The sequence below is a fragment of the Arthrobacter sp. ISL-65 genome (genome assembly GCF_018613795.1).
GTDB lineage: Bacteria > Actinomycetota > Actinomycetes > Actinomycetales > Micrococcaceae > Arthrobacter.
On record NZ_JAGGPN010000067.1, the window covers coordinates 1 to 19,704 of the forward strand.

At 68.0% G+C, this 19,704-nt stretch carries 15 protein-coding genes; 2 read left to right on the plus strand and 13 right to left on the minus strand.

From position 1 onward, the window contains the following. Positions 1-35: 35 nt before the first annotated feature. Positions 36-1,376, minus strand: a complete 1,341-nt coding sequence (glyA, locus tag J7I85_RS23880) for a serine hydroxymethyltransferase (RefSeq protein ID WP_308159638.1) — start codon at positions 1,374-1,376, stop codon at positions 36-38. A gap of 144 nt (positions 1,377-1,520) precedes the next feature. On the opposite strand from glyA, the gene J7I85_RS23885 reads away from it, so the two are divergent. Next, positions 1,521-2,192 (plus strand): GntR family transcriptional regulator, encoded by a 672-nt coding sequence (locus tag J7I85_RS23885; RefSeq protein WP_308159639.1) that lies wholly within the window; start codon positions 1,521-1,523, stop codon positions 2,190-2,192. A 132-nt stretch (positions 2,193-2,324) separates the two neighbouring features. Here J7I85_RS23885 and J7I85_RS23890 read toward each other — a convergent pair whose 3' ends face one another. Beyond that, complete coding sequence (locus tag J7I85_RS23890; protein ID WP_214858171.1) at positions 2,325-2,867, minus strand: Clp protease N-terminal domain-containing protein; 543 nt, start codon at positions 2,865-2,867, stop codon at positions 2,325-2,327. Positions 2,868-3,132: 265 nt separating this feature from the next. Here J7I85_RS23890 and J7I85_RS23895 point away from each other — a divergent pair, with 265 nt between their 5' ends. Next, positions 3,133-4,200, plus strand: coding sequence for a quercetin 2,3-dioxygenase (locus J7I85_RS23895; protein WP_214858173.1), 1,068 nt, complete (start codon positions 3,133-3,135; stop codon positions 4,198-4,200). Between the two features lie 144 nt (positions 4,201-4,344). Here the strand turns inward: J7I85_RS23895 and J7I85_RS23900 are convergent, their stop codons facing one another. From J7I85_RS23900 to J7I85_RS23950, 11 genes are all read right to left on the minus strand, one after another. Then, entirely contained in the window at positions 4,345-5,583 is a 1,239-nt protein-coding gene (locus J7I85_RS23900) for a DUF3500 domain-containing protein (RefSeq protein WP_214858175.1), read from the minus strand. Next, positions 5,561-7,330, minus strand: a complete 1,770-nt coding sequence (locus J7I85_RS23905; protein ID WP_214858177.1) for an FAD-dependent monooxygenase — start codon at positions 7,328-7,330, stop codon at positions 5,561-5,563. The genes J7I85_RS23900 and J7I85_RS23905 overlap by 23 nt, the downstream gene beginning before the upstream one ends. After that, positions 7,330-8,205, minus strand: coding sequence for a fumarylacetoacetate hydrolase family protein (locus tag J7I85_RS23910; protein WP_214858179.1), 876 nt, complete (start codon positions 8,203-8,205; stop codon positions 7,330-7,332). The genes J7I85_RS23905 and J7I85_RS23910 overlap by 1 nt, the downstream gene beginning before the upstream one ends. A gap of 100 nt (positions 8,206-8,305) precedes the next feature. Beyond that, complete coding sequence (locus J7I85_RS23915) at positions 8,306-9,175, minus strand: alpha/beta hydrolase (protein WP_214858181.1); 870 nt, start codon at positions 9,173-9,175, stop codon at positions 8,306-8,308. A gap of 114 nt (positions 9,176-9,289) precedes the next feature. Then, positions 9,290-10,285, minus strand: coding sequence for an alpha/beta hydrolase fold domain-containing protein (locus J7I85_RS23920; protein WP_214858183.1), 996 nt, complete (start codon positions 10,283-10,285; stop codon positions 9,290-9,292). After that, positions 10,282-12,963: an alpha-L-rhamnosidase gene (locus J7I85_RS23925; RefSeq protein WP_251024779.1), complete on the minus strand. Its 2,682-nt coding sequence runs from the start codon at positions 12,961-12,963 to the stop codon at positions 10,282-10,284. Before J7I85_RS23925 ends, J7I85_RS23920 begins: the two co-directional genes overlap by 4 nt. Beyond that, positions 12,960-13,940, minus strand: a complete 981-nt coding sequence (locus tag J7I85_RS23930) for an alpha/beta hydrolase (RefSeq protein WP_214858185.1) — start codon at positions 13,938-13,940, stop codon at positions 12,960-12,962. The genes J7I85_RS23925 and J7I85_RS23930 overlap by 4 nt, the downstream gene beginning before the upstream one ends. Before the next feature lie 57 nt (positions 13,941-13,997). Further along, entirely contained in the window at positions 13,998-15,005 is a 1,008-nt protein-coding gene (locus J7I85_RS23935; RefSeq protein ID WP_214858187.1) for an ABC transporter ATP-binding protein, read from the minus strand. Beyond that, the gene (locus J7I85_RS23940) at positions 15,002-17,005 is read right to left on the minus strand and encodes a dipeptide/oligopeptide/nickel ABC transporter permease/ATP-binding protein (RefSeq protein WP_214858189.1); all 2,004 of its coding nucleotides are present in this window, start codon (positions 17,003-17,005) and stop codon (positions 15,002-15,004) included. The genes J7I85_RS23935 and J7I85_RS23940 overlap by 4 nt, the downstream gene beginning before the upstream one ends. Then, the gene (locus J7I85_RS23945) at positions 17,002-17,955 is read right to left on the minus strand and encodes an ABC transporter permease (protein WP_214858191.1); all 954 of its coding nucleotides are present in this window, start codon (positions 17,953-17,955) and stop codon (positions 17,002-17,004) included. Before J7I85_RS23945 ends, J7I85_RS23940 begins: the two co-directional genes overlap by 4 nt. A gap of 68 nt (positions 17,956-18,023) precedes the next feature. Continuing rightward, positions 18,024-19,580, minus strand: a complete 1,557-nt coding sequence (locus J7I85_RS23950) for an ABC transporter substrate-binding protein (RefSeq protein WP_214858193.1) — start codon at positions 19,578-19,580, stop codon at positions 18,024-18,026. Between the last annotated feature and the right edge of the window lie 124 nt (positions 19,581-19,704).

A 19,704-nucleotide genomic window follows, 5' to 3' on the forward strand; every position in this document is an offset into this window, starting at 1 on the left:
CAGGAAATCCGGGTGCTCCGGGAGTTGGTGGGTGCTCACTGGGCCGCTCCAATCATGTCTGCTTCGAACGCTGCAATTTGGGTGCCGTCGCTGAGGTGGGGGTAGAGGGGGAACTGCCCGGCGAGCGCCGTGACGCGTGCGCGGAGTTCGACGGCGGTGCCGTCGTCGAGCGTGCCGGTGCCGGCAGCTGCGATGAGCGCCGTCGCGATGATGTCCGCTACTTCTGTGAATGCCGTGGCACCGAAGCCTCGGGTGGCCAGGGCGGGGGTGCCGATCCGGAGGCCGGAGGAAACCATCGGCGGGCGGGGGTCGAACGGGACGGCGTTGCGGTTGACCGTGATGCCGATCTTGTGCAGCGCGTCCTCTGCCTGCTGGCCGTCCAGTTCGGAGTTCCGCAAGTCAACGAGGACCAGGTGCACATCGGTGCCGCCATTGACCACCGTGATGCCGGCGGCTTCGAGATCGGGCTGCAGGAAGCGTTCGGCCAGCAGCTTGGCGCCCTCCAGGACGCGCTCCTGGCGTTCCTTGAAGCCCTCGGTTGCGGCGAGCTTGAAGGCCACGGCCTTGGCGGCGATGACGTGTTCCAGCGGGCCGCCCTGCTGGCCGGGGAAGACGGCGCTGTTGATCTTCTTGGCGTACTGCTCCTTGGCGAGGATGACGCCGCCGCGGGGGCCCCCCAGGGTCTTGTGCGTGGTGGTGGTGACGACGTCGGCGTACGGCACCGGGTTGGGGTGGAGACCGGCGGCGACGAGGCCGGCGAAGTGGGCCATGTCCACCATCAGGTAGGCACCGACGAGGTCGGCGATCCGGCGGAACTCGGCGAAGTCGAGCTGGCGGGAGTAAGCGGACCAGCCGGCCACGATGAGCTTGGGCTTGTGCTCCAGGGCCAGGGCCTCGACCTCGGCCATGTCCACCCGGAGGTCGGATTCGCGCACGTGGTACGGGACCACGTTGTAGAGCTTGCCCGAGAAGTTGATCTTCATGCCGTGGGTGAGGTGGCCGCCATGGGCCAGGGAAAGACCGAGCATGGTGTCGCCCGGGTTCAGCAGTGCGAACATCGCGGCAGCGTTGGCCTGCGCGCCGGAGTGCGGCTGGACGTTGGCGAACTCGGCGCCGAAGAGTGCCTTCACGCGGTCGATGGCCAGCTGCTCAACGACGTCGACGTGCTCGCAGCCACCGTAGTAGCGCTTGCCCGGGTAGCCCTCGGCGTACTTGTTGGTGAGGACCGAACCCTGCGCCTCCATGACGGCTGCGGGAGCGAAGTTCTCCGAGGCGATCATTTCCAGCGTGGACTGCTGGCGGTCCAGCTCACGGGCGACGGCTTGCTGGATCTCGGGATCGACTGCGGAAAGTCGGTCGTTCAACTGCTCAACCACGAATGCTCCTTATGAAATACCACTTTGCTTATGACTGATATATCAGTGTGAGGTCAATGGTATGATTGAGCTCACAACAGAGTCAATAGCTGGAAGCAAAATGACAGTTCGCTTCCACTTGGAGCCCATGAACGGAGTCCCGCTGTGAATGCTCTTCCCGCCATGCCACCCGCCGAGGACGAGGCGCTGTCCCAGGCCGAGGCTGCGTACCGGCAGCTGCGCGACAAGCTGATCATGCTGGACATCCGGCCGGGCGAGCCCATCAATGACGGCCAGCTAGCGGCAGAACTCGGCTTTGGACGCACACCCGTGCGTGAGGCCATCAAGCGGCTGGAGGTGGACCACCTGGTGGTCTCCTACCCCCGCCGGGGAACATTCGCCACCACCGTGGACTTCACGGAACTGGCCGACGTCTCGGAAATCCGGGAGCTGCTTGAACCGCTCGCGGCCCGCCGGGCCGCCAAGCGGGCGAACACCGCCATGCGCGAGGAACTCCTGGACGTCGCCAAGGCCATCTCGGAGCTGGCGCCCACCCCCGCCCAGTCGCGGGAGCTCATGCGCTACGACCTGACGGTGCACCGCCTGATCTACCGCGCCGCGGCCAACCCGCACCTCGAGGACACCCTGATCCGTTATGACAACCTGGCCACCCGCATCTGGTGCCTGGTCCTGGACAAGGTCCCGTCGGTGAGCGGCCACATCAGCGAGCACGTGGACCTGCTCAAGGCCGTGGCCGATGGGGACGCGGACAAGGCAGGCGAGCTCGCACTGCACCACGTCACGAGCTTCGAGGAGACCATCCGCAAGGTGCTGTAGGCCGCAGGACATGCGGGAGCGCTTGGAGAACGAAGAATCCCCCGGGGCTTTCCCTGGGGACTCCTTGGTTCACGGATGAAGGCGGTTCAGGGTCGACGACGGTTTATGGTCGACCGTGCCGCGCACTATCTCCTAGTGGCCGCCGCCTCCGATCACGCCCTTCTCGACGGCCTTCGTAACCGCGTCGGCTTCGGCCTGGGTCAGGGTGCCGTCCTTGACCGCCGTGTCCAGCTTGGTCTTCAAGGCTGCGGCGCGCTCCGTCTGTGCGGCGGCGCGGATTTCCGTCAGCGCCGCGGTGACCTTGGATTCGTCGACGCCGAGGGCCTTCGCCAGGGACTTGGCCATTGCGACGTCCTGGGCGGTACGGTCTGGCTTGGTGCCCTCGGTCGGCGCCGTCGTCGGCTTGTTGGCCTCGCGGAACGCTTGGATCGCCTCGGTTACCTTCGCTTCGTCAACGCCCAGCTTGGTGGCAAGGTCCGCCGCAATCTGGCCGCGGTCACCACCTTTACGGCCCCGGAAGCCGTCAGTCGATGCGCTGCTGTCCGTCGACGTGCTCGACGTTGCGCTGGGGCTCGGAGTGGTGGCGGCTGAGGCCATTCCCGTAACCCCCAGGCCGGCGCCCAGTGCCAGCGCGCCGGCGGTGATGCCGAGGGTGATTCTCTTGGTTCGTGACATTGTGTCTCCTTGATCGGCCGTGCGATACGGCTTTGAGTGGAAGGGCATCTGTCCTAGCCCCTTCCTCAAAGATCCGGCAGCAGGTTAGGGCACCGCTGTTCGAAAACTGTCAGGAGCCTGTGAACCCTGAGATCTGCGAAACCGACCCTTGGTACGACTGACGGAAATTTTCAACCAATGAAATCCGCGCATACTTTGGACGCCCTGATCCGCCAAGCTTGTCCAAACGACGTCCCCGCGGCGATGCCGAAGAAAGAAGGAAGCCATGACCCTCAGCGTCGAGGAAATGAACAAGCAACTGCCGGTTGCCAATGTGTTGCCCGGCGAAGCCGTGCCCTACTACATGGCCTCCGGCGAGGGTGCCCGCTACGAAATCGACGGGCAGTTGGTGACCGTGATCGCCCGCGCCGTGGACACCGGCGGCATCTTCAGCGCCGCCTACATTTCCGGCGGCATGGGAGCAAAGTCCCCCTTCGTCAGCCACAAGATCGAGCACAAGACCCTGTACGTCTTTGACGGCATCCTCCATGTCTGGCTTCCCGGCGAAAGCCGCATCCTGACCCCGGGCGACTCCGTGGTGATTCCGCCGGGAACACCGCACGCTTACCGGATGGCCAGCCACTACACACGCTTCCTGAACTGGATGACGCCCGGTGGCGCCGAAGCCTACTACGAGCGGGTCGGTACCCCCATCGATTCGCATGTTCCGCCGGTCCATGCGGGCCACCGGCAGAGCTCCCGGGAAGCTGCGGAAGTCGGGGCCGAATTCGGCATCACCTTCCCGGACATGGAGCGGGTGGCGCCCTCGCTGCAGCAGAATGCCGGGCTGCCTGCCACGCTGAGCCCCTATTTCCTCAGCGCCGGCGAAGGCGAACGCATGGTCAGCTACCAGACCATGTTCACCTACCTCTCCCGGCCGGAGAACACGGGTTCGAACTACTTCGCCGTCCACACCAAGGGCGCCAAGTCCCCCTACATTCCGCTGCATTTCCACTCCGAGCACACCGAGAACTTCCTCTGCACCGAAGGCCGCATGTGGCTCTACGCCAACGGCCGCGAGGTCTTGCTCACGAAGGGCGACTTCCTGCACGCCCCGGCGGGCACCGTCCACTCCTTCGCGTTCGACTCCCACAACACACAGATGGTCGGCTTCCTGACGCCGTCGGTCTTCAACGGCTTCTTCGAATACTTCAACAAGCCCACCGACAACTACATGTACACGGAAGGCGGCGAGCCCTACATGGACATGGAGGGCTTCGGCCGCGCCCAGGCGGAGATGGACCTCACCGTCGTCGGCCCGCCGCCCCAGCGCCGCGCCGCCCTGGGCATCTAGCGACAGGACACGACCAACAAGCCACGAGGCCCGGACTCCCCCATGGAGTCCGGGCCTTGTAGTGTGCGCAAAGAATCATCGACTGCTCCGTAACTGCCGTTTTCGTGGGTGAAAAGGGCGGCTACGGAGCAATCGATGGAGGGTTTACTGCGCTAGCGCCTGCCGCACCAGCGCACGGCCGTAGTCGTTGCCGTTCGGAGTGCGGAGGACCGTGTGCATGTGGAACGGGGCGGGGGTGTCGTTGTTGAGAAAGACGCCGCTGTGGTGGTCCAATTCCATGACCACCACGGGGCTCTGGATCCGGAAGTAGAACGCGTCCCCGCCCTGCCAGCCGCCGATCCAGGAGAACCGGGTCTCGCTGTAGTGCTCCCGGATTTCCCGCATCCGCGCGGCACGGGGGCCGGCGGGAAGGCAGGCGACGAAGTCCTCCACCAGCCTGTCCAGCAGCGCCAGTGATTCGGGCGGCATGGAATCAGCCAGGATGCCCTCGTAGGGAATCACCCGGTTGTCCTGGAAGCAGCCGGCCAGGTGGCGTTCGTCGCCGGGATGCAGCCGTCCCTCGGGCATCGCCGGATCCACCATCTCGGCGAAGGACACCGCTTCACCCCGCAGGGTCTCGGGCAGTGCTGCCATCAGTTCACGGGCCAGGCTGATCCGTTCCTTGAACACTTTCACGCCCTTGTGCGGCCCGGCATCGATGACGTCCGGCTCGGCGCCCAGGAACATCGGCGACAAAACCAGCTGGGTTCCGGCCACCAGGCAGTTGAGCGCCACGTGATGGCCGAACAGCTGCCAGCCCCACGGCTCCGATTCCGACGGGGCCCCGTAGAGGGCGAAGTTGTAGCTGTATTCGTTCATCAGCTCCGGCAGTTCCACCAGCTCCCCGAGAAAGCCGTTGATGCGCATCAGGTTCCGGACCAGCGCGTACCCCTCCGGACTCAGGCTCGCTTCCACCACGCCGAGCGCAGCATCGCGTACGGCCGCGTCCAGGTCCTCGAGGCGCAGCCCGGTGTCGTGCTGCATGAATTCCGGGTTGGCCCAGCTCTGCCATTCGTGGGCGTCCACGGGATACCTCAGACGGTCGCACTGATCCGGCGAGGCAGCGGCGAGCAGCTTGCCCGCGGCGGCGACCATCTCCGCCGTCGGCGCCGCTTCCGCTGTCCGCGCCTCGGCGAGGCTGAACAGCCCGGGGCGGATGACGCCGTCGTTCGTTACACCGGTGAAAGGCTCCGGGTAGAGCTTCTGCCAGCCCTCGATCATGGGGCCGGCAAAGGAGTCGTTCTTGGCCTCCTCGGCATAGGAGCGCGCGTCCAGTCCGCGCAGGTGCGCCACGCGCGGGTGGTCGGGCGCGTAGAGGAAATCACGAAACGACGGCGCCGGCATTGGTGCCCTCCTTCAGTTGCTCGAGTGGTTCGACGGCGGTTCCCCAGCCGGCCGCGACTGCCAGGGCAGCAGCGGCGGCGTCCGCGGAGGAACCGCGCCAGGCGATGTGCTGGTCCGGACGGACGAGGACGGCTTCGGCCGCCCACAGCTCCGCCATTAGCGTCCCGTCGTCGGAAGGCCCGACGGCAGTGACGGTCACCGGGATACCGTGGCTGGCACCGGCCGCGAGCACCGGAGCGAAGGCCTGCTCGGGAGCCAGGCCCACGCCTGCCTTGTCCAGAACCGTGCTGGCGGCGTCCACGAGCAGCGAAAATCCCGGCCCGAGGACGTCGTAGAGGGAGGTGGTGCCGTCCAGCCAGGCGTGCGGCAGCAGGGCACCCGGGCTGGCCGACGGCACGTAGCGGATCGGGTCCTCGGCCGGCACCGGCGCCCCGTCGGGGACCACCAGCGGGGACCCGGAATAGCTGTATCCCAGAACCAGGCCCAGCGAATCGAACTCGCTTCGCTTGACGGCCAGGGAGTCGTGGGCGGTAGCCCGTGCGGCCTCCCCCGCAGTCCCGTCGGCCGCCAGCGCGGGATCGGCGAAGTGGTAGGCGAGGGCTTTTCCGTTGGCCGCTGCGTCGCGGATAGTCCGGTCTGCCACGGGCCGTCGCTCCAGGCCGTAGCTCTCCAGCAGCCCCGGCCCCGCCCACCCTTCGAAGGCGGCGGCGATTTTCCAGGCCAGGTTGGCGGCGTCGCCGATGCACGTGTTAAAGCCGTGGCCGCCCCACGGCGGGTTCTGGTGCGCCGCGTCCCCCACCAGAAACACCCCGCCCATTCCGTAGGAACCCGTGCCGTAGGACGGGGCAAGGAGCATACGGGCAGTCCAGGGATCCGTGGCAATCACGTCAACGTCGATGTCGGCGCCCACGAGGGACCGCACCAGGGCGGCCGGATCAGGCTCGGACGCATCGCCGGCGTCCTGGCTGCCGACGCCCTGGATGATGGCCCACCAGGTCTCGTCCAGGTCCATCCGTCCCACCATGCCCGCGGCGCCGGGCCCCAACACCCAGTACTGGACGGCGGCGTCCAGCGTGATGGTGGCGGCCAGGTCGCGGGAGCGGAAGAGGATGCTGATGTTGGACAGGGCAGCGGACTCCCCTTCGAGCCGGAGGCCCATGCCGCGGCGGACTGTGGAGGAGCCGCCGTCGGCCCCTGCCAGGAAGGTGCAGTCGACGGCGGTGCGGTGGCCGGAATCATTGGCGACGGTCACACGCTGCCCGCCGTCGGGAAGGGTTTCAAATCCGTCGATCCGCAACCCCGTGAGCAGGGTGGCGTGGACCGATGCCGCCACGGCTTCCCGCAGCACCGCCTCCAGTACTGGCTGCGGCACCTGCTGGCCGCACTCGGGCTGGGGCTGGTAGTGGCCGGTTTCGAGTTGGAAGGCGTTGGGAAAGCGCCTGATCTCGCGGCCGGTCAGCGAGGAACAGAAGATGACGTCCTGAGCGAAACCCACCGGCAGCGGCGCGGCATTGCGGAGGGCAGCGGCCAGGCCGAGCCTGCGCAGGTGCGTCATGGTGCGTGCGTTGGTGGTCTTGGCGCGCGGCCTGTCCGGATCGATCAGCGTCCGGGGCTCCACGACCGTGCTGCGAATGCCCCGGCTGGCTAGGTCCAAAGCCAGGAACAGTCCGCTGGGACCTCCCCCGGAAATCAGGACCGGGATCTGCGCGGGGAGGTCCGCCAGCCCGGCATGATCGACGGCGGTCATCAGGCCCTCGCCCGGAGTGTCGGTTCGCCGACGGGGGTGACCAGGGTGCCCAGCCGCTCGATTTCGACCTCGACGGTGTCACCGGGCTGCAGCAGCCACTGCGGTGTGCGGGCATACCCAACGCCTTCAGGGGTGCCGGTGGCGATCACATCGCCGGGGTGGAGCGTGAACGTCTGGCTGATCAGCGAGATGATGGCGGGCACGGAAAAGATCATGTCCCGCGTGTTGCCGTGCTGCACCTCGGTGCCGTTGACCCGGGTCCGGACCTCGAGGCCGTCGCACAGGTCGCCCACCTCGTCGCGGCTGACCAGCGGTCCCAGCGGACCGGTGAAGTCGCCGTTCTTGCCGAGGGTCCACTGCGTTGTGAGCTTCTGGGCGCGCCGGGCGGTGATGTCGTTGAAGGTGGAGTAGCCGAAGATGGCGTCCGCGGCCTGGTCCTCGGTCACGGACTCCGCGCGCTTGCCGATGTACGCGGCCACTTCGCCTTCCCAGTCCAGGCCTGCCTCGCCGCCGGGCACCGGGACGGGGACGTTCCCGACGGAAAGGGAAGCCGTCCACCGCCCAAACAGGGTGGGGTACGGCGGCAGCTCCTGGTTCTTGTAGCTGCCCTCCGCGGCGTGCGCCCCGTAATTGAGGCCGACGCAGATGACGCGGGCCGAGGCAGGAACCAGGGGCACTTCGGTGACGGTGCCGCGCACCAGTGAACGGGGCTCCAGCGGCAGTGAACCGGTGCCCTCAACGAGGGACAGCGCTTTCTCCTGCCACCCGTCGGCGTCCGCCCAGAAGTCCGTCACGGGGGCCAGCGGAAACACAGTGGTGCCGTTCAGGGCGGCTGCCCAGGTGTCGCCGTCGTGATTTATGCCTATGTACTGCATGCGGGGCCTTTCAGGTTCGCCCGGGGGCGGGTGTCGGTCAGAGGACACGGCAAGTAGAGCCTCCCTTGAGGCAGTTGCCGAAGCTGGTACTACAGAAAACTCAGGGAACGCCGGCTTGCCGGCGGAAGAAGCTGACCGTGGCGGCCAGTGCCTTCTCCGCGGCGGCCGGGCTGCCGTCGGGAAGGGACCACATGTGGTCCGCCCCGTCGAGGAGTAGAAGTTCGACGTCGGCGCCTGCCTTTTCGAGCTCGGCCGCCAGGGTTTCGGACTGGGCGGCCGGCACAAAGCGGTCGGCTGTGCCGTGGACCAGGAGGAAGGGCGGGGCGCCGGGACGGACGTAGGTGACGGGGCTCGCGGCGGCTGCCTTCTGGGGCTCCTCCGCCAGGACGGCGCCTATCAGCTGTTCCTCCCGGGAGGCCGGGTCAGTGGCCCTCGCGACGGCGTTGGGCAGGGCCTGCTCCCCCATGCGGAACAGGTCCGTGGGCGGGTACCAGGCGGCCACGGCCGCGACGGGGCTGTCGCCGCCGATGAGGCCGACCAGGCTCGCCAGATGGCCACCGGCGGAGTCGCCCCAGGCGTAGATCCGGTTGGGGTCCACGCCGTAGCCGGCTGCGTTGTTCCGCAGCCAGCGGACCGCGGCCTGGGCGTCGTGCAGCTGGGCCGGGTAGTGGGCCTCAGCGCTCAGCCGGTAGTCGGCCGAGGCGACGACGAAGCCTGCTTCGGTGAGGACCTCGAAGGGTGACAGTCCGAAGCCGTCGGCGACAGGGCCGAGCGAAGACCGGGTTCCGACCCGCCAGCCGCCGCCGTGGAAATGGACGATCGCCGGCCGCAGCGTTTCCCCTGTTCCCGGTCGGATCCCTGCACCGTTTTCATCAGGCTCCGGGAGGTACAGGTCCAGCAGCAGCGGACGGGCAGCGGGGCCATCCGTGCGGGCGAACTCCACGCCTTTCAGCACACGGCCTTCCGTCATCATCGACTCCTTTGCTGCCTCTGCCGGTTCCCCGTTGGCCCGGTATGCCCCTCTGTAGGGGCTTGTCCTCTAAGACTGTCGGATCAGGAACCGGGCCAGTACCGGCCATTTCAATCATTGAAAGGGCTTTGCCGACTCCAGCTCGGCGGCCAGGAAGGACAGGCCCCGCCGCACTATGCTGACTGCCGCGGAGTGGTTGAGGTAGCCGTGGATGGCCCCTTCCTCCAATCGATAAGCCACGTCGATGCCGGCCCGACGCAGCCCCTCCACGAAGAGTTCGGCAGAGGGGCGAAGATCATCGTACTCGCAGGCAAGAACGGCGGCCGGGGGCAGGCCCTCGGGGTCGGCGCCTCCGGGCATCGCGTACGAGGAGGCCATGCCGGCGGGCCCTCCGATATAGTTCTCCACCATCCCGCGGCAGTCATCCGCGGTGAAGCGCAGGATCCTAGGGAGGGCTGCCATGACCGCATCCTGCGTCAACGGCAGGTCGGAGTGAAGGAACGGGTAGGCCAGCAGCAGCTTTGCGGGCATAGGCTCTCCGGCGTCCTTCAGGTACATCGCCGCTCCGACAGCCAGGTTGGCCCCAGCGCTGGCTCCGCCGAGGCACAACCGGTCAGTTGCGACGCCAAACTCCCCCGCATGGGCGGCTGCCCACAGCCAGGCCGCGAGCGCATCCTCGTGGGGCACCGGAAAGTGCACGCCATCCCGCGCCAGACGATAGTCCACGGAGAACACCACGCCCCCGGTGCCCTGCACCAGCTCGCGGGCCACTTGGTCAGCTTCCCGCATGTCCAGGGTGCCCGCGGCGAAACCTCCGCCATGCAGCCAGACCAAGCCGGGCACGCCGCCGACGTCGGGCAAACCGTCATCGGGCAAACCGCCATCAGTCACCGAGGGGGCAACCGGACCGTAAATCCGCACTGGCACCGGCCCGTTGGGCCCGGGTGCCTCTGCGGATCGGACGGGAACGTCGGGAAGCGAATACGGCAGGTGGGCTCCGGCAAAGGCGTCGAGCCGTTGCATCCCCTCCGGATCAGCCATCAGATCCGCGAAGGAGCCGACGCCGGCCACGTGCTGCAGGAGGGCCGCCAGCTCGGGGTCGAGGCTCATGGCTGCAACGCCGGCTCGGGATCTCCGTTAAGGAAATCTGCCGCATCCGCAGCGACAGCGGCCCCTGTCGGGGGGAAGGCGCAGCTGAAGGAGTGCGTTCCGGACCCAACCTCCACGGCCCCCGAACCGTCCGGCAGGGACACCGCGGCGGTGCAGCCGGCGGGGACCGTGAGCGACAAGGCGAAGGTGCCGCCGTCGTGTTCCCAGCGCACGGCCGCCTCGCTGTAGGGGGTCTCGTGCCGGGCGGCTGCCCAGGTCAGACCGCCGCCGGGCAGGGGCCGGACCAGCAGTTTCCGGCTGGCGAGATCGGCGGGGGCGAGACCCGCGACGGTGCGGTGCATCCAGTCGGCCACGGCTCCGAGCGCATAGTGGTTAAAGGAGGTCATGTCGCCGGGGTTGATGGTGCCGTCCGGGAGCATGGAGTCCCAGCGCTCCCAGATGGTGGTGGCGCCCATCGCGACCGGATACAGCCAGGACGGGCATTCCGTCTGCAGCAGCAGGCGATAGGCCGCCTCCACCTGGCCTTCGTCGCTCAGCGCGTCGGTGACCAGCGGTGTCCCCACGAAGCCGGTGGCGATCCGGTACCCGTCGGCGGCCACGGTTTCGGCCAGCCGCTCCCCGGCTGCCGCGTGCTCCTCCGGCTCGAGCAGCCCGAAGCGCAGGGCCAGCGCGTAGGAGGTCTGCGTGGAGGGCCGGAGGGTGCCGTCGTCGGCGATGTACTGCGTGCGGAAAACGGCACGGGCCTGGCGCGACACCTCGCGCAGGCGGACCGCCTCGCCGTCCTCCCCCATCAGGGCCGCAGCCTGGGCGGCGATCGATGCCGAGTACGCCAGATAGGCCTGGGCCACCAGCTGCCAGGGAGTGCGAGCGGCACCGGGATTGTTTGGCGGGGCCGCCGGGTCCAGCCAGTCGCCGAACTGGAAACCCTGCTCGAAGCGCAGCTCGGGGCCGGCGGCGTCCGCCGCGGCGGCCAGCCAGGCCGTCATGCCGGGCAGCTGCCGGCGCAGGAACTCGAGGTCTCCGGTCTGGCGGTAAATCACCCAGGGGACCAGCACGGCGGCGTCCCCCCAGGCAGCCATCACGGGACGGGTGGGGAACGGCGGCATGTCGTTGATCACCTCAGGGACCACCAGCGGCGGCGGCCCGTCCGTGCCCTGTTCGGCTGCCAGGTCCTTCAGCCAGGACGCGGTGAACCCGGGAATCCGGTAGAGGAAGGAGGCGGTGGGCGCGAAGACCTGGAAGTCGCCGGTCCAGCCGAGCCGTTCGTTGCGCTGCGGGCAGTCCGTGGGCACGTCCACGAAGTTGCCGCGCATGCCCCAGACCACGTTGGAGTGCAGCTGGTTCAGCATCGGCTCGGAGCACTCGAAGAAGCCGGTGCGCTTGAGCTCGGAATGGACGACGACGGCCGTGAAGGCTTCCGGGTCCAGCTCACCCGGCCAGCCACTCACCTCGACGTAGCGGAAGCCGTGGATGGTGAATTCGGGTGCCCAGACTTCTTCCGTCCCGGAGCCCCGGAGGATGTAGCTCTCCGTCTGCGTGGCGGTCCGCAGCGGCCGCATGCCGAGTTCGCCGTGTTCCAGCACCTCGGCATGCCGCAGCACTACTTCCGTGCCGGCCTCGCCGCGGACGCTGATGCGGACATGGCCCACGAGGTTCTGGCCGAAGTCCAGAACGGTTTTGCCGGATGGAGTGGTCAGCACGGCCTTGACGGTCAGCTCTTCAGTGGCGCGGACTGCCGGACCGTCGGGGGCCACCAGGAGGGCAGGGTCGAAGTCGTCGACTACGGCGGGCTCCAGCTGGGTGCCGCTTCCGGCCCAGCCGGCATCCGCCAGCCGCGCGTCGTACGTTTCGCCCTCGTACAGGCCGGCGGCAAGCACCGGGCCGCGCCCGGCCAGCCACGTGTGGTCGGTGCCCACCACGGTGAGGTGCCCGGCCGCGTCGCGTACTTCAAGCTGGCCGATCACGCCTGTGCGGTCTCCGTACGTGTTGCGCTTCTCCTGGAAGCCGAGCTGGCCGCGCCACCAGCCGTCGGCCACCTCGAAGCCGATCACATTGGTGCCCTGCCGGAGGTATTCGGCGACGTCGTAGGTCTGGTACCGGAGGCGGTGGTGGTAGCTGGTCCAGCCGGGGGCGAGGAGGTCGCGGCCCACGCGCCGCCCGTTGATGGACGCGACGTAGATTCCGTGCGCGCTGGCGTACATGCGTGCTGAGGCCACCGGCCCGGTGACGTCGAAGGTGCGGCTGAGGCGGGACGCAGGCTCGGGCGCCTCGCTGTCCTCGTCCCACGCGGGGCGGATCATGGATGCCTGCCAGTCGGCTGCATTCAGCAGACCGGCCTCCACCCAGGCGACGGGGCTCCAGTCGGAGGGCCCGCCGTCGTGGTTGCCCCAGACCCGCACCCGGGCAGCGACCCGCTCGCGGCTGGCCAGCGGCGCCGCCGGCCAGGGCTGCAGGAGCTGCTCAGCCGTATCAATACGGCCGTAGCTGACCAGGCTGTTCCGGTCCGGGCCAAGTTCGAGCTCGTAAGCCGTCTGCACCCAGCCCTCCTGCCCGGAAACGACCTGCCAGGACAGCCGGGGCCGGTCCTCGCCGATGCCGAAGGGCTCCTCGTGGTGTTCGAAACGGAGGGTGGAAGGGGTGGTCATCGGGGTGGCTCCTGAGGTGGCGGGGAATGTCATGGCTTGTTGAACTCCTTCGAGAAGAAGGACACCGAGGTCTCGAGGATGCGGTCCAGCTGGTCTTCGGCAAAGAAGAAGCAGTGATCGCCGCCTTCGATGGTGATGAGTTCCTGCTGCGCGCCGGCTGCGGTGAGGGCATCGGCCAGGAGTTCGCTCTGGGACAGCGGGACCAGGCCGTCGCTGTCGCCGTGGATGAGCAGGAAGGGCGAGGCGTCCGCGGTGACGTACGCCAGCGGGCTGGCGGCGTCCAGCAGGGACCGATCATGCGAATTGCCCACCAGCATGGGGCCGGGCTCCAGCGACATTCCGTCGGGCACCGCTGCGAGCAACGCGCCGCTCATAAAGCTGGTGGCCTCGTCCATCCCCGGCATCAGCGTCCGCGAGGAGACCCCGTAAAAGTCGACGACGGCGCTCACCGAACTCGGCTGCCCCTGGGCACCGAGGCCTCCCTCGAGGTCTTCGCGGCTGCCGGTCAGGCCGAGCAGCGCAGCGAGGTGGCCGCCTGCCGACTCACCCCAGGCACCGATGCGTTCGGGATCGATGCCCAGCACGTCAGCGTGGTGCCGGAGATACCGGACGGCGGCTTTGATGTCGTGGAGCTGGGCGGGGAACGGCGCCTCGAGGGCATGCCGGTAATCCACCGTGGCGCACGCGATGCCGGCCTTATTCAGGAGGCGGAACACCGATTCCGGCTCGAAGGTGGGCGGCAGTTCGCGGCGGTCGCCGAGCTGGAAGGCCCCGCCGTGGATCCACACCACCACCGGGACCGGGCCGCCCCCGGTGTTTCGCGGGAGCCAGATGTCCATGGAGAGCCGGCGGAAGCCGACGGCGATTGCGTAGTTGAGCTCGCGGTGCACCAGCGAATGCCCGGAGACTTCCTCGGGCGTGCCGGGCGTCTGGAAGGCCGGGAACGGCGGCGGGGTGGGGACGCGGCGCGGTGGAACTTCTTCAGTGGTGGTAAGGGTTTCCGGGGTCACTCGGCACTCCTTGAAGTTTGCGGCTGGGGGTCAAAGTTTGTGGCGGGTCAAAAGGGTTCAGGCGAAGTGGCAGGCGACGTCGGACTGACCGACTATGCGCAGGGCCGGGCGTTCGGCGGTGCACAGCTCGGTGGCGAGCGGGCAGCGCTGGCTGAACGGGCAGCCGCCTGCCGAGGCGGCCACGGCTGCGGCTGTCCGGACGCCCAGCGACTCGCGCAGCTTCCGCCGTTCGGCCTGCTCCGCGGGACGTGGCACCGGGGACGCCGCCACGAGGGCCTGGGTGAACGGGTGCTTCGGGTTTTCGGTGACTGCCGCTGCTGGCCCTTCCTCCATGACCTGACCGCGGTAGAGCACCACCACGCGCTGCGCCAGGAACTGGACCACTGAGATGTCGTGCGCGATGAAAAGGTAGCTCAGGCCGCGCTCGTCCCGCAGGTCGGCGAGGAGGTTCAGCACCTGGGCCTGGGTGGAGAGGTCCAGGGCGCTCACAGCCTCGTCGCACACCACGAGCTTCGGTTCGCAGATCAGGGCGCGCGCTACGGAGATGCGCTGCCGCTGGCCTCCGGAGAACTGGCTGGGGTACCGGTCCACGGCCTCGCGGGGCAGCCCGACCCGTTCCAGCATGTCCTCGGACCGGGTCCGTGCCTCGGCGGCTGAGACGCCGCGAACCCGCAGCGGCTCGGCCAGCGAGGCGCCGATGGTTTTCCGCGGGTTGAGCGACGAGTTGGGGTCCTGGAAGACAGCGCGCAGTTCCCCGCCGAGTTCCTGCCGGCGCGAGGAGCCGGCATGGGTGATGTCGCTGCCCTGGAAGCTGATGGAGCCGCCGGACACCTTCTGGAGGCCAAGGATCGCCTTGCCGATGGTGGACTTCCCCGAGCCCGACTCCCCCACCAGGCCCACGGTTTCGCCGGGCCGGATGGTGAGGCTTACGCCGTCGACGGCGGCCGGCGCCGAGGCCGCCTTGCGGCCATGGCCGTAGCGGACCACCAGGTCTTTGACCTCCAGCATGGCCGGTGCCGACAGGACTGCTTCGGCGTCCTCGCGTTCAACGGTGCTGATGCTCATGCCATGTCCTTTTCAACGATCTCGAGTACGCGGTGGGTGGGCACATCGGTGGCTACCCATTCGAGGCCTTCCACAGCCAGCTCGTCCGCCTTGACGCAGCGGACCTCGCCGTCCTCCGAGCCGGAGGGAAGCAACGGAACGGGAATGGTGCAGGCGGAGCCAGCAAACTGGCAGCGGGCGGCAAAGCGGCAGCCGGCGGGCCAGTCCTTGGGCTGCGGCACCTGCCCCTTGATGGTGGCGAGGCGCTCCGGCATGTCGTGGGCGGTGTTGGCGTGCGGATCCGCGGCCAGCAGCGCAAGGGTGTAAGGGTGGCGAGGGTTGTCCAGGATGCTGGCGGTCCGGCCGCTCTCCACCACCTGGCCCGCGTACATCACGGCGACGTTGTCGCAAATGTCCGCGACCACTCCGAGGTCGTGGGTCACCATCACCACGGACATGCCGGTGTCCTTCACCAGCGAGCGCAGCAGTGAGAGGATCTCGGCCTGGACGGTGACGTCGAGGGCGGTGGTGGGCTCGTCGGCCACCAGCAGCCGTGGCTTTCCGGACAGCGCCAGCGCAATGGCCACGCGCTGGGCCATGCCGCCGGAGATCTGGTGCGGGTAGGACCTGAGGATCCGCCGGGCGTCGACGATGCCCACCTTTTCCAGCAGGCTGAGCGCCTCGGCCCGGGCTTCGGCCTTGCCGGCCCTCCCGAGCCGGCGGACGGCAGCCGTCAGCTGGTAGCCCACCGTGAACATGGGGTCGAGGGCCCGCATGGGTTCCTGCGAGATCAGCGCGATGTCGCGGCCCCGGATGCCTTCCAGGTCCTTCTCCGTGGCCGACGCCAGGTTCTTTCCGTTCCAGAGGATCTGTCCGGCGGACACGGAAACACCTGACGGAAGCAGTCCGAGCAGGGACAACGCGGTCATGGTCTTGCCGCAGCCCGACTCCCCTACGAGTCCCAGCACGGTACCGGGTGCGACGTCAAAGGTGACATCCGTGACCAGCGGGGTGCCGCCGTCGACCCCCACCGAGAGGCCGCGGACGCTGAGCTGGCCGGCAGCGGGCAGATTATCACCGGCGGGAGCGGCGGCAGCGGATGCGGCCGCATCCGCCGCGCGCTTCCGGCGGATGGCCGCAGAGGGCAGGTGCGACGCCGTGGCGTTCGGGGCCTTGCCCAGCGCGTTGCCGATGGCGTTGGCGGACAGGACGGTCAGGGCCAGCACCGCGCCCGTGGGGACCATGAGCCAGGGGGCGTCGTAGACGTGCTGCGAGGCGCTCTGGATCATGCCACCCCAGCTGGGCTTCGGCAGCGGCGGACCGAAACCGATGAAGGCGAGGCCGGCCTGGATGAGCATGCCGACGGCGAAAATCAGCGCCGACTGCACCACGATGGTATTGGCCAGACCGGGCAGCACGTGCCGGAGGCCGATGCCCAGCGGACCGACGCCGTCCACCTTGGCGGCGTCGACGTAGAGCTGCGACTGCAGGGACTTGGCCTGGCCGAGCATCACGCGGTAAATCCCGGAGGAGATCAGTACGCCGAGGATGGCCATGATCAGCGGGATGTTGATGCCCACAGCCCCGATGACCGCCAGCATGATGACGGTTCCGGGCAGCGACATCATGATCTCGGTGATGCGGCTGATGATTCCTTCCGCCCGAAAGGACGCCGCGGCGGCCATGGCCAGGATGGTTCCCAGCCCGACGCCGACCACCGCCGTGATGAGCGACGTCCCCAGCGTTTCGGCGGCCGAGGAGAAAATCCGGCTGAGCAGGTCACGGCCCAGTTCGTCGGTCCCCAGCCAGTGGACCACGCTGGGACCGGAGAGCACGGCGGTGAAATCCTGGTCCTCGGTCTTGTACGGCAGCCACAACGGTGCCGTCAGGGAGGCCAGCACGAGGGCGGCAAGCCACACCGTTCCGGCAAGGCCGCCGGGGGACGTGAGGAGGCGGTGCCCGGAGAACTTCGCCAGGGCGGTCTTCCGCGGGGCTGCAGTGGGTGCAATGGAGGGAATCATGAGGCACGCAACTTCGGGTCAAGGAATTTGGTAGCAAGTTCCAGCAGGAGGTTCACGGCCACCACCACGATCGTGGCGATGACCACCACGCCCTGGACGGCGGGGGCGTCATGGGTGCTGACCGAGGCCTGCACGGCCTGGCCCAGGCCCGGCATGGCGAACAGCTGCTCCGCGATCACGGATCCGCCGAACAGGCCCATGAACTGCAGGGCTATGCCGGCAACAATGGGGAGGCTGGCGTACCGCAGTGCGTGGATGTAGAGGATCTTCCAGGTGGGCGTCGCCGTGGCGCGCAGGGTACGGATGTGTTCCTGCTGCAGGGCTTCGAGCATGGAGGCCCTGGTCTGCCGGGCAAGGAACGCGGCCGCGCCGACGGCGAGGGTGATGATGGGCAGCGCAAGGGACAGCGCCCAGTCCTGCGGCGACACCTCAAACGGAACGTAGCCGGTGGCCGGAAAGACCGAGGACTGGACGGCGAACAGGTAGACGAAGATGATGCCGATCCAGAAGGGCGGCAGCGCCACCAGGAGTCCGACGAAACCTCCGAGGATCCGGTCCAGCAGCCCGCCCCTGACCGCGGCGGTGACTCCCAGTGCGATGCCCAGGATGGCGCTCAGCACCGTGGTGCCGGCGGCAAGGGACGCCGTGACGGGGAGCCGGCTTGCGAGGTCGGCACTGACGGACCGGCCATCAATCAGCGAGGCCCCGAAGTTGCCCTGGACGGCGTCGCCCAGCCAGCGGAAGAACTGGACGAAGAGGGGATCGTTCCAGCCGAGGCGCTGGTTGAGCTCTTCGATGGCCTCCTGCGAGGCACCCGCGCCGAGGGATACAGCACCGGGGCTGCCCGGCATGGCGTGGACCAGCAGGAACGCCAGCACCGCCACCACCAGCACGGTGGCCAGCGCCATCAGCAGGCGCTTAGCGACGAACATTGCCATGGAGACCTCCATTGGTCAGAATCTGGATTGCTCGGGCCGGACGCCTTCCGTGGAGGGAAGGCGTCCGGGCCTTAGGTGGATCAGTTGGTGGGCGCGTAGGAGGACAGCAGCGGGTAGGCGTTCGTGCCTGCGAACTTCACCTGCTGGACCTTCTTGGTGTTGTAGCCCTGGTTGGTGAGGGACTCATAGAGCGGGATCATCCAGCCGGATTCCACCAGGCGCGTGTTCAGCTTGGTCAGCGCGGCCTTCTTCGCGGCGTCGTCCTTGGCCGCGGCCACCTCGCCGGTGGCGGCGGTGAGCTGTGCATCCGTTGCCTTCTGCACGTTTGTGAAGCCGTCCAGGATGGCCCCGTACATCAGACCGACCGGGTTGTCCCAGCTCATCGGCGCGTAGCCGAGCGGCGTCGTGGCCACGGCGGCGAACGCCTCGTCAGTGGTGGCGGCCAGCTTGACGTTCATCTTGATCCCGACGGCGGCCAGGTCCTTCTGGACGGCCTGCAGGTCAGTCTGGGTCTGGGCGCCGGCGATGATGGTGAACTCGAAGCCGTTGGCGTAACCGGCCTCCGCCAGCAGGCTCTTGGCCTTCGCCGGATCGTAGGCGAACTTGGTGTTCAGCTCCTCGGTGAAGCCGGGGTTGTCCTTGGGCAGGGCGTTCCAGGCGGGGACGTCGCCCTTGTGCAGGGCGTCCACCAGGGACTGCCGGTTGATGGCGTACTGGATGGCCTGGCGGACCTTCTCTTTGGCGAAGGCGGGGGCCGTCTTGCCGGTCTTGTCGAAGGAAATCATGGTCTGCACGGTGCCGCCGATCTGGGACACGCCCACGCCCTTGGACTTGGCGAAGTCCACCGTGGGCGAGGTCAGCGACGCGACGTCGGCCTGGCCGGACACCAGGGCGTTGGCGCGGGCCTGGGGGTCCTGGATGACGGTGAAGGTGATCTTCTTGTAGGGGTACTTGGCGGCGTCCGTGTACTTCTCATTCTTGGTGAACACGTACTTGTTGCCCTTGACCGTGCCCGTGGTGTCCAGCGTGTACGGGCCGGAACCGTCCGGGGTGGTGGCGAGACTGGCGGTGTTCGTGGAGGCTTTCTTGCCCACGATCATGCCCATGGTGGACGCGAGGTTCTTTTCGAAGCCCGGCTGCGGCTTGGCGAACTTGATGGCCACCTTCGTGGGGCTGACGACGGTCACCGAGGTAACCTCCTGCGCCCCGCCCTTGGCAATGGCGGAATAGGTGCTCAGTGCGGTATCGGCGCGGCGGTCGAGGTTGGCCTTGACCAGTGCGGCGTCCAGGGTGGAGCCATCCGTGAAGGTCACGCCTTCCTTGAGGGTCAGGGTCAGGACCGTGTTGTCGTCGCTGTAGCTGAAGGCCGTGGCCAGGCCCGGCCCCACGGAACCGTCTGCCTGCAGGGTCATGAGGTTTTCGTAGAGGCCTTCGAAGAACTGGCGCTGGGCGTCGGCAACGCGCAGCGGATCGAAGCCGAAGGAGGCGCTGTCGCTCTCGACGGCGATGGTCAGGGCGTCCTTGTTGACGGTGGATGCCGCCTGGGTCCCGCCGCCGCAGGCGGTGAGCGAGCTCATGAGGAGCACACCGGCCAGGACGGCCGCGCTCCGGCGGGCAGGGGTTGTAAGGAGTTTCATGTTGGTGCGCCTTTGCATTGTCGATGACGAACGGGAATCAACATCTGGGGGCCGGGACCCGCCGCGGTCGGCATCGACTGCATCGCGGGCCGTTCGGTCGGCGCCCTCTCGTCAGATGGCTTCC

Bases quoted from the DNA above. Each gene is read 5' to 3' on its own strand.
- J7I85_RS23890 (WP_214858171.1), bottom strand. From the start codon at position 2,867: ATGTCACGAACCAAGAGAATCACCCTCGGCATCACCGCCGGCGCGCTG.
- J7I85_RS23895 (WP_214858173.1), top strand. From the start codon at position 3,133: ATGACCCTCAGCGTCGAGGAAATGAACAAGCAACTGCCGGTTGCCAAT.
- J7I85_RS23900 (WP_214858175.1), bottom strand. From the start codon at position 5,583: ATGCCGGCGCCGTCGTTTCGTGATTTCCTCTACGCGCCCGACCACCCG.
- J7I85_RS23905 (WP_214858177.1), bottom strand. From the start codon at position 7,330: ATGACCGCCGTCGATCATGCCGGGCTGGCGGACCTCCCCGCGCAGATC.
- J7I85_RS23910 (WP_214858179.1), bottom strand. From the start codon at position 8,205: ATGCAGTACATAGGCATAAATCACGACGGCGACACCTGGGCAGCCGCC.
- J7I85_RS23915 (WP_214858181.1), bottom strand. From the start codon at position 9,175: ATGACGGAAGGCCGTGTGCTGAAAGGCGTGGAGTTCGCCCGCACGGAT.
- J7I85_RS23920 (WP_214858183.1), bottom strand. From the start codon at position 10,285: ATGAGCCTCGACCCCGAGCTGGCGGCCCTCCTGCAGCACGTGGCCGGC.
- J7I85_RS23925 (WP_251024779.1), bottom strand. From the start codon at position 12,963: ATGACATTCCCCGCCACCTCAGGAGCCACCCCGATGACCACCCCTTCC.
- J7I85_RS23935 (WP_214858187.1), bottom strand. From the start codon at position 15,005: ATGAGCATCAGCACCGTTGAACGCGAGGACGCCGAAGCAGTCCTGTCG.
- J7I85_RS23940 (WP_214858189.1), bottom strand. From the start codon at position 17,005: ATGATTCCCTCCATTGCACCCACTGCAGCCCCGCGGAAGACCGCCCTG.
- J7I85_RS23945 (WP_214858191.1), bottom strand. From the start codon at position 17,955: ATGGAGGTCTCCATGGCAATGTTCGTCGCTAAGCGCCTGCTGATGGCG.
- J7I85_RS23950 (WP_214858193.1), bottom strand. From the start codon at position 19,580: ATGAAACTCCTTACAACCCCTGCCCGCCGGAGCGCGGCCGTCCTGGCC.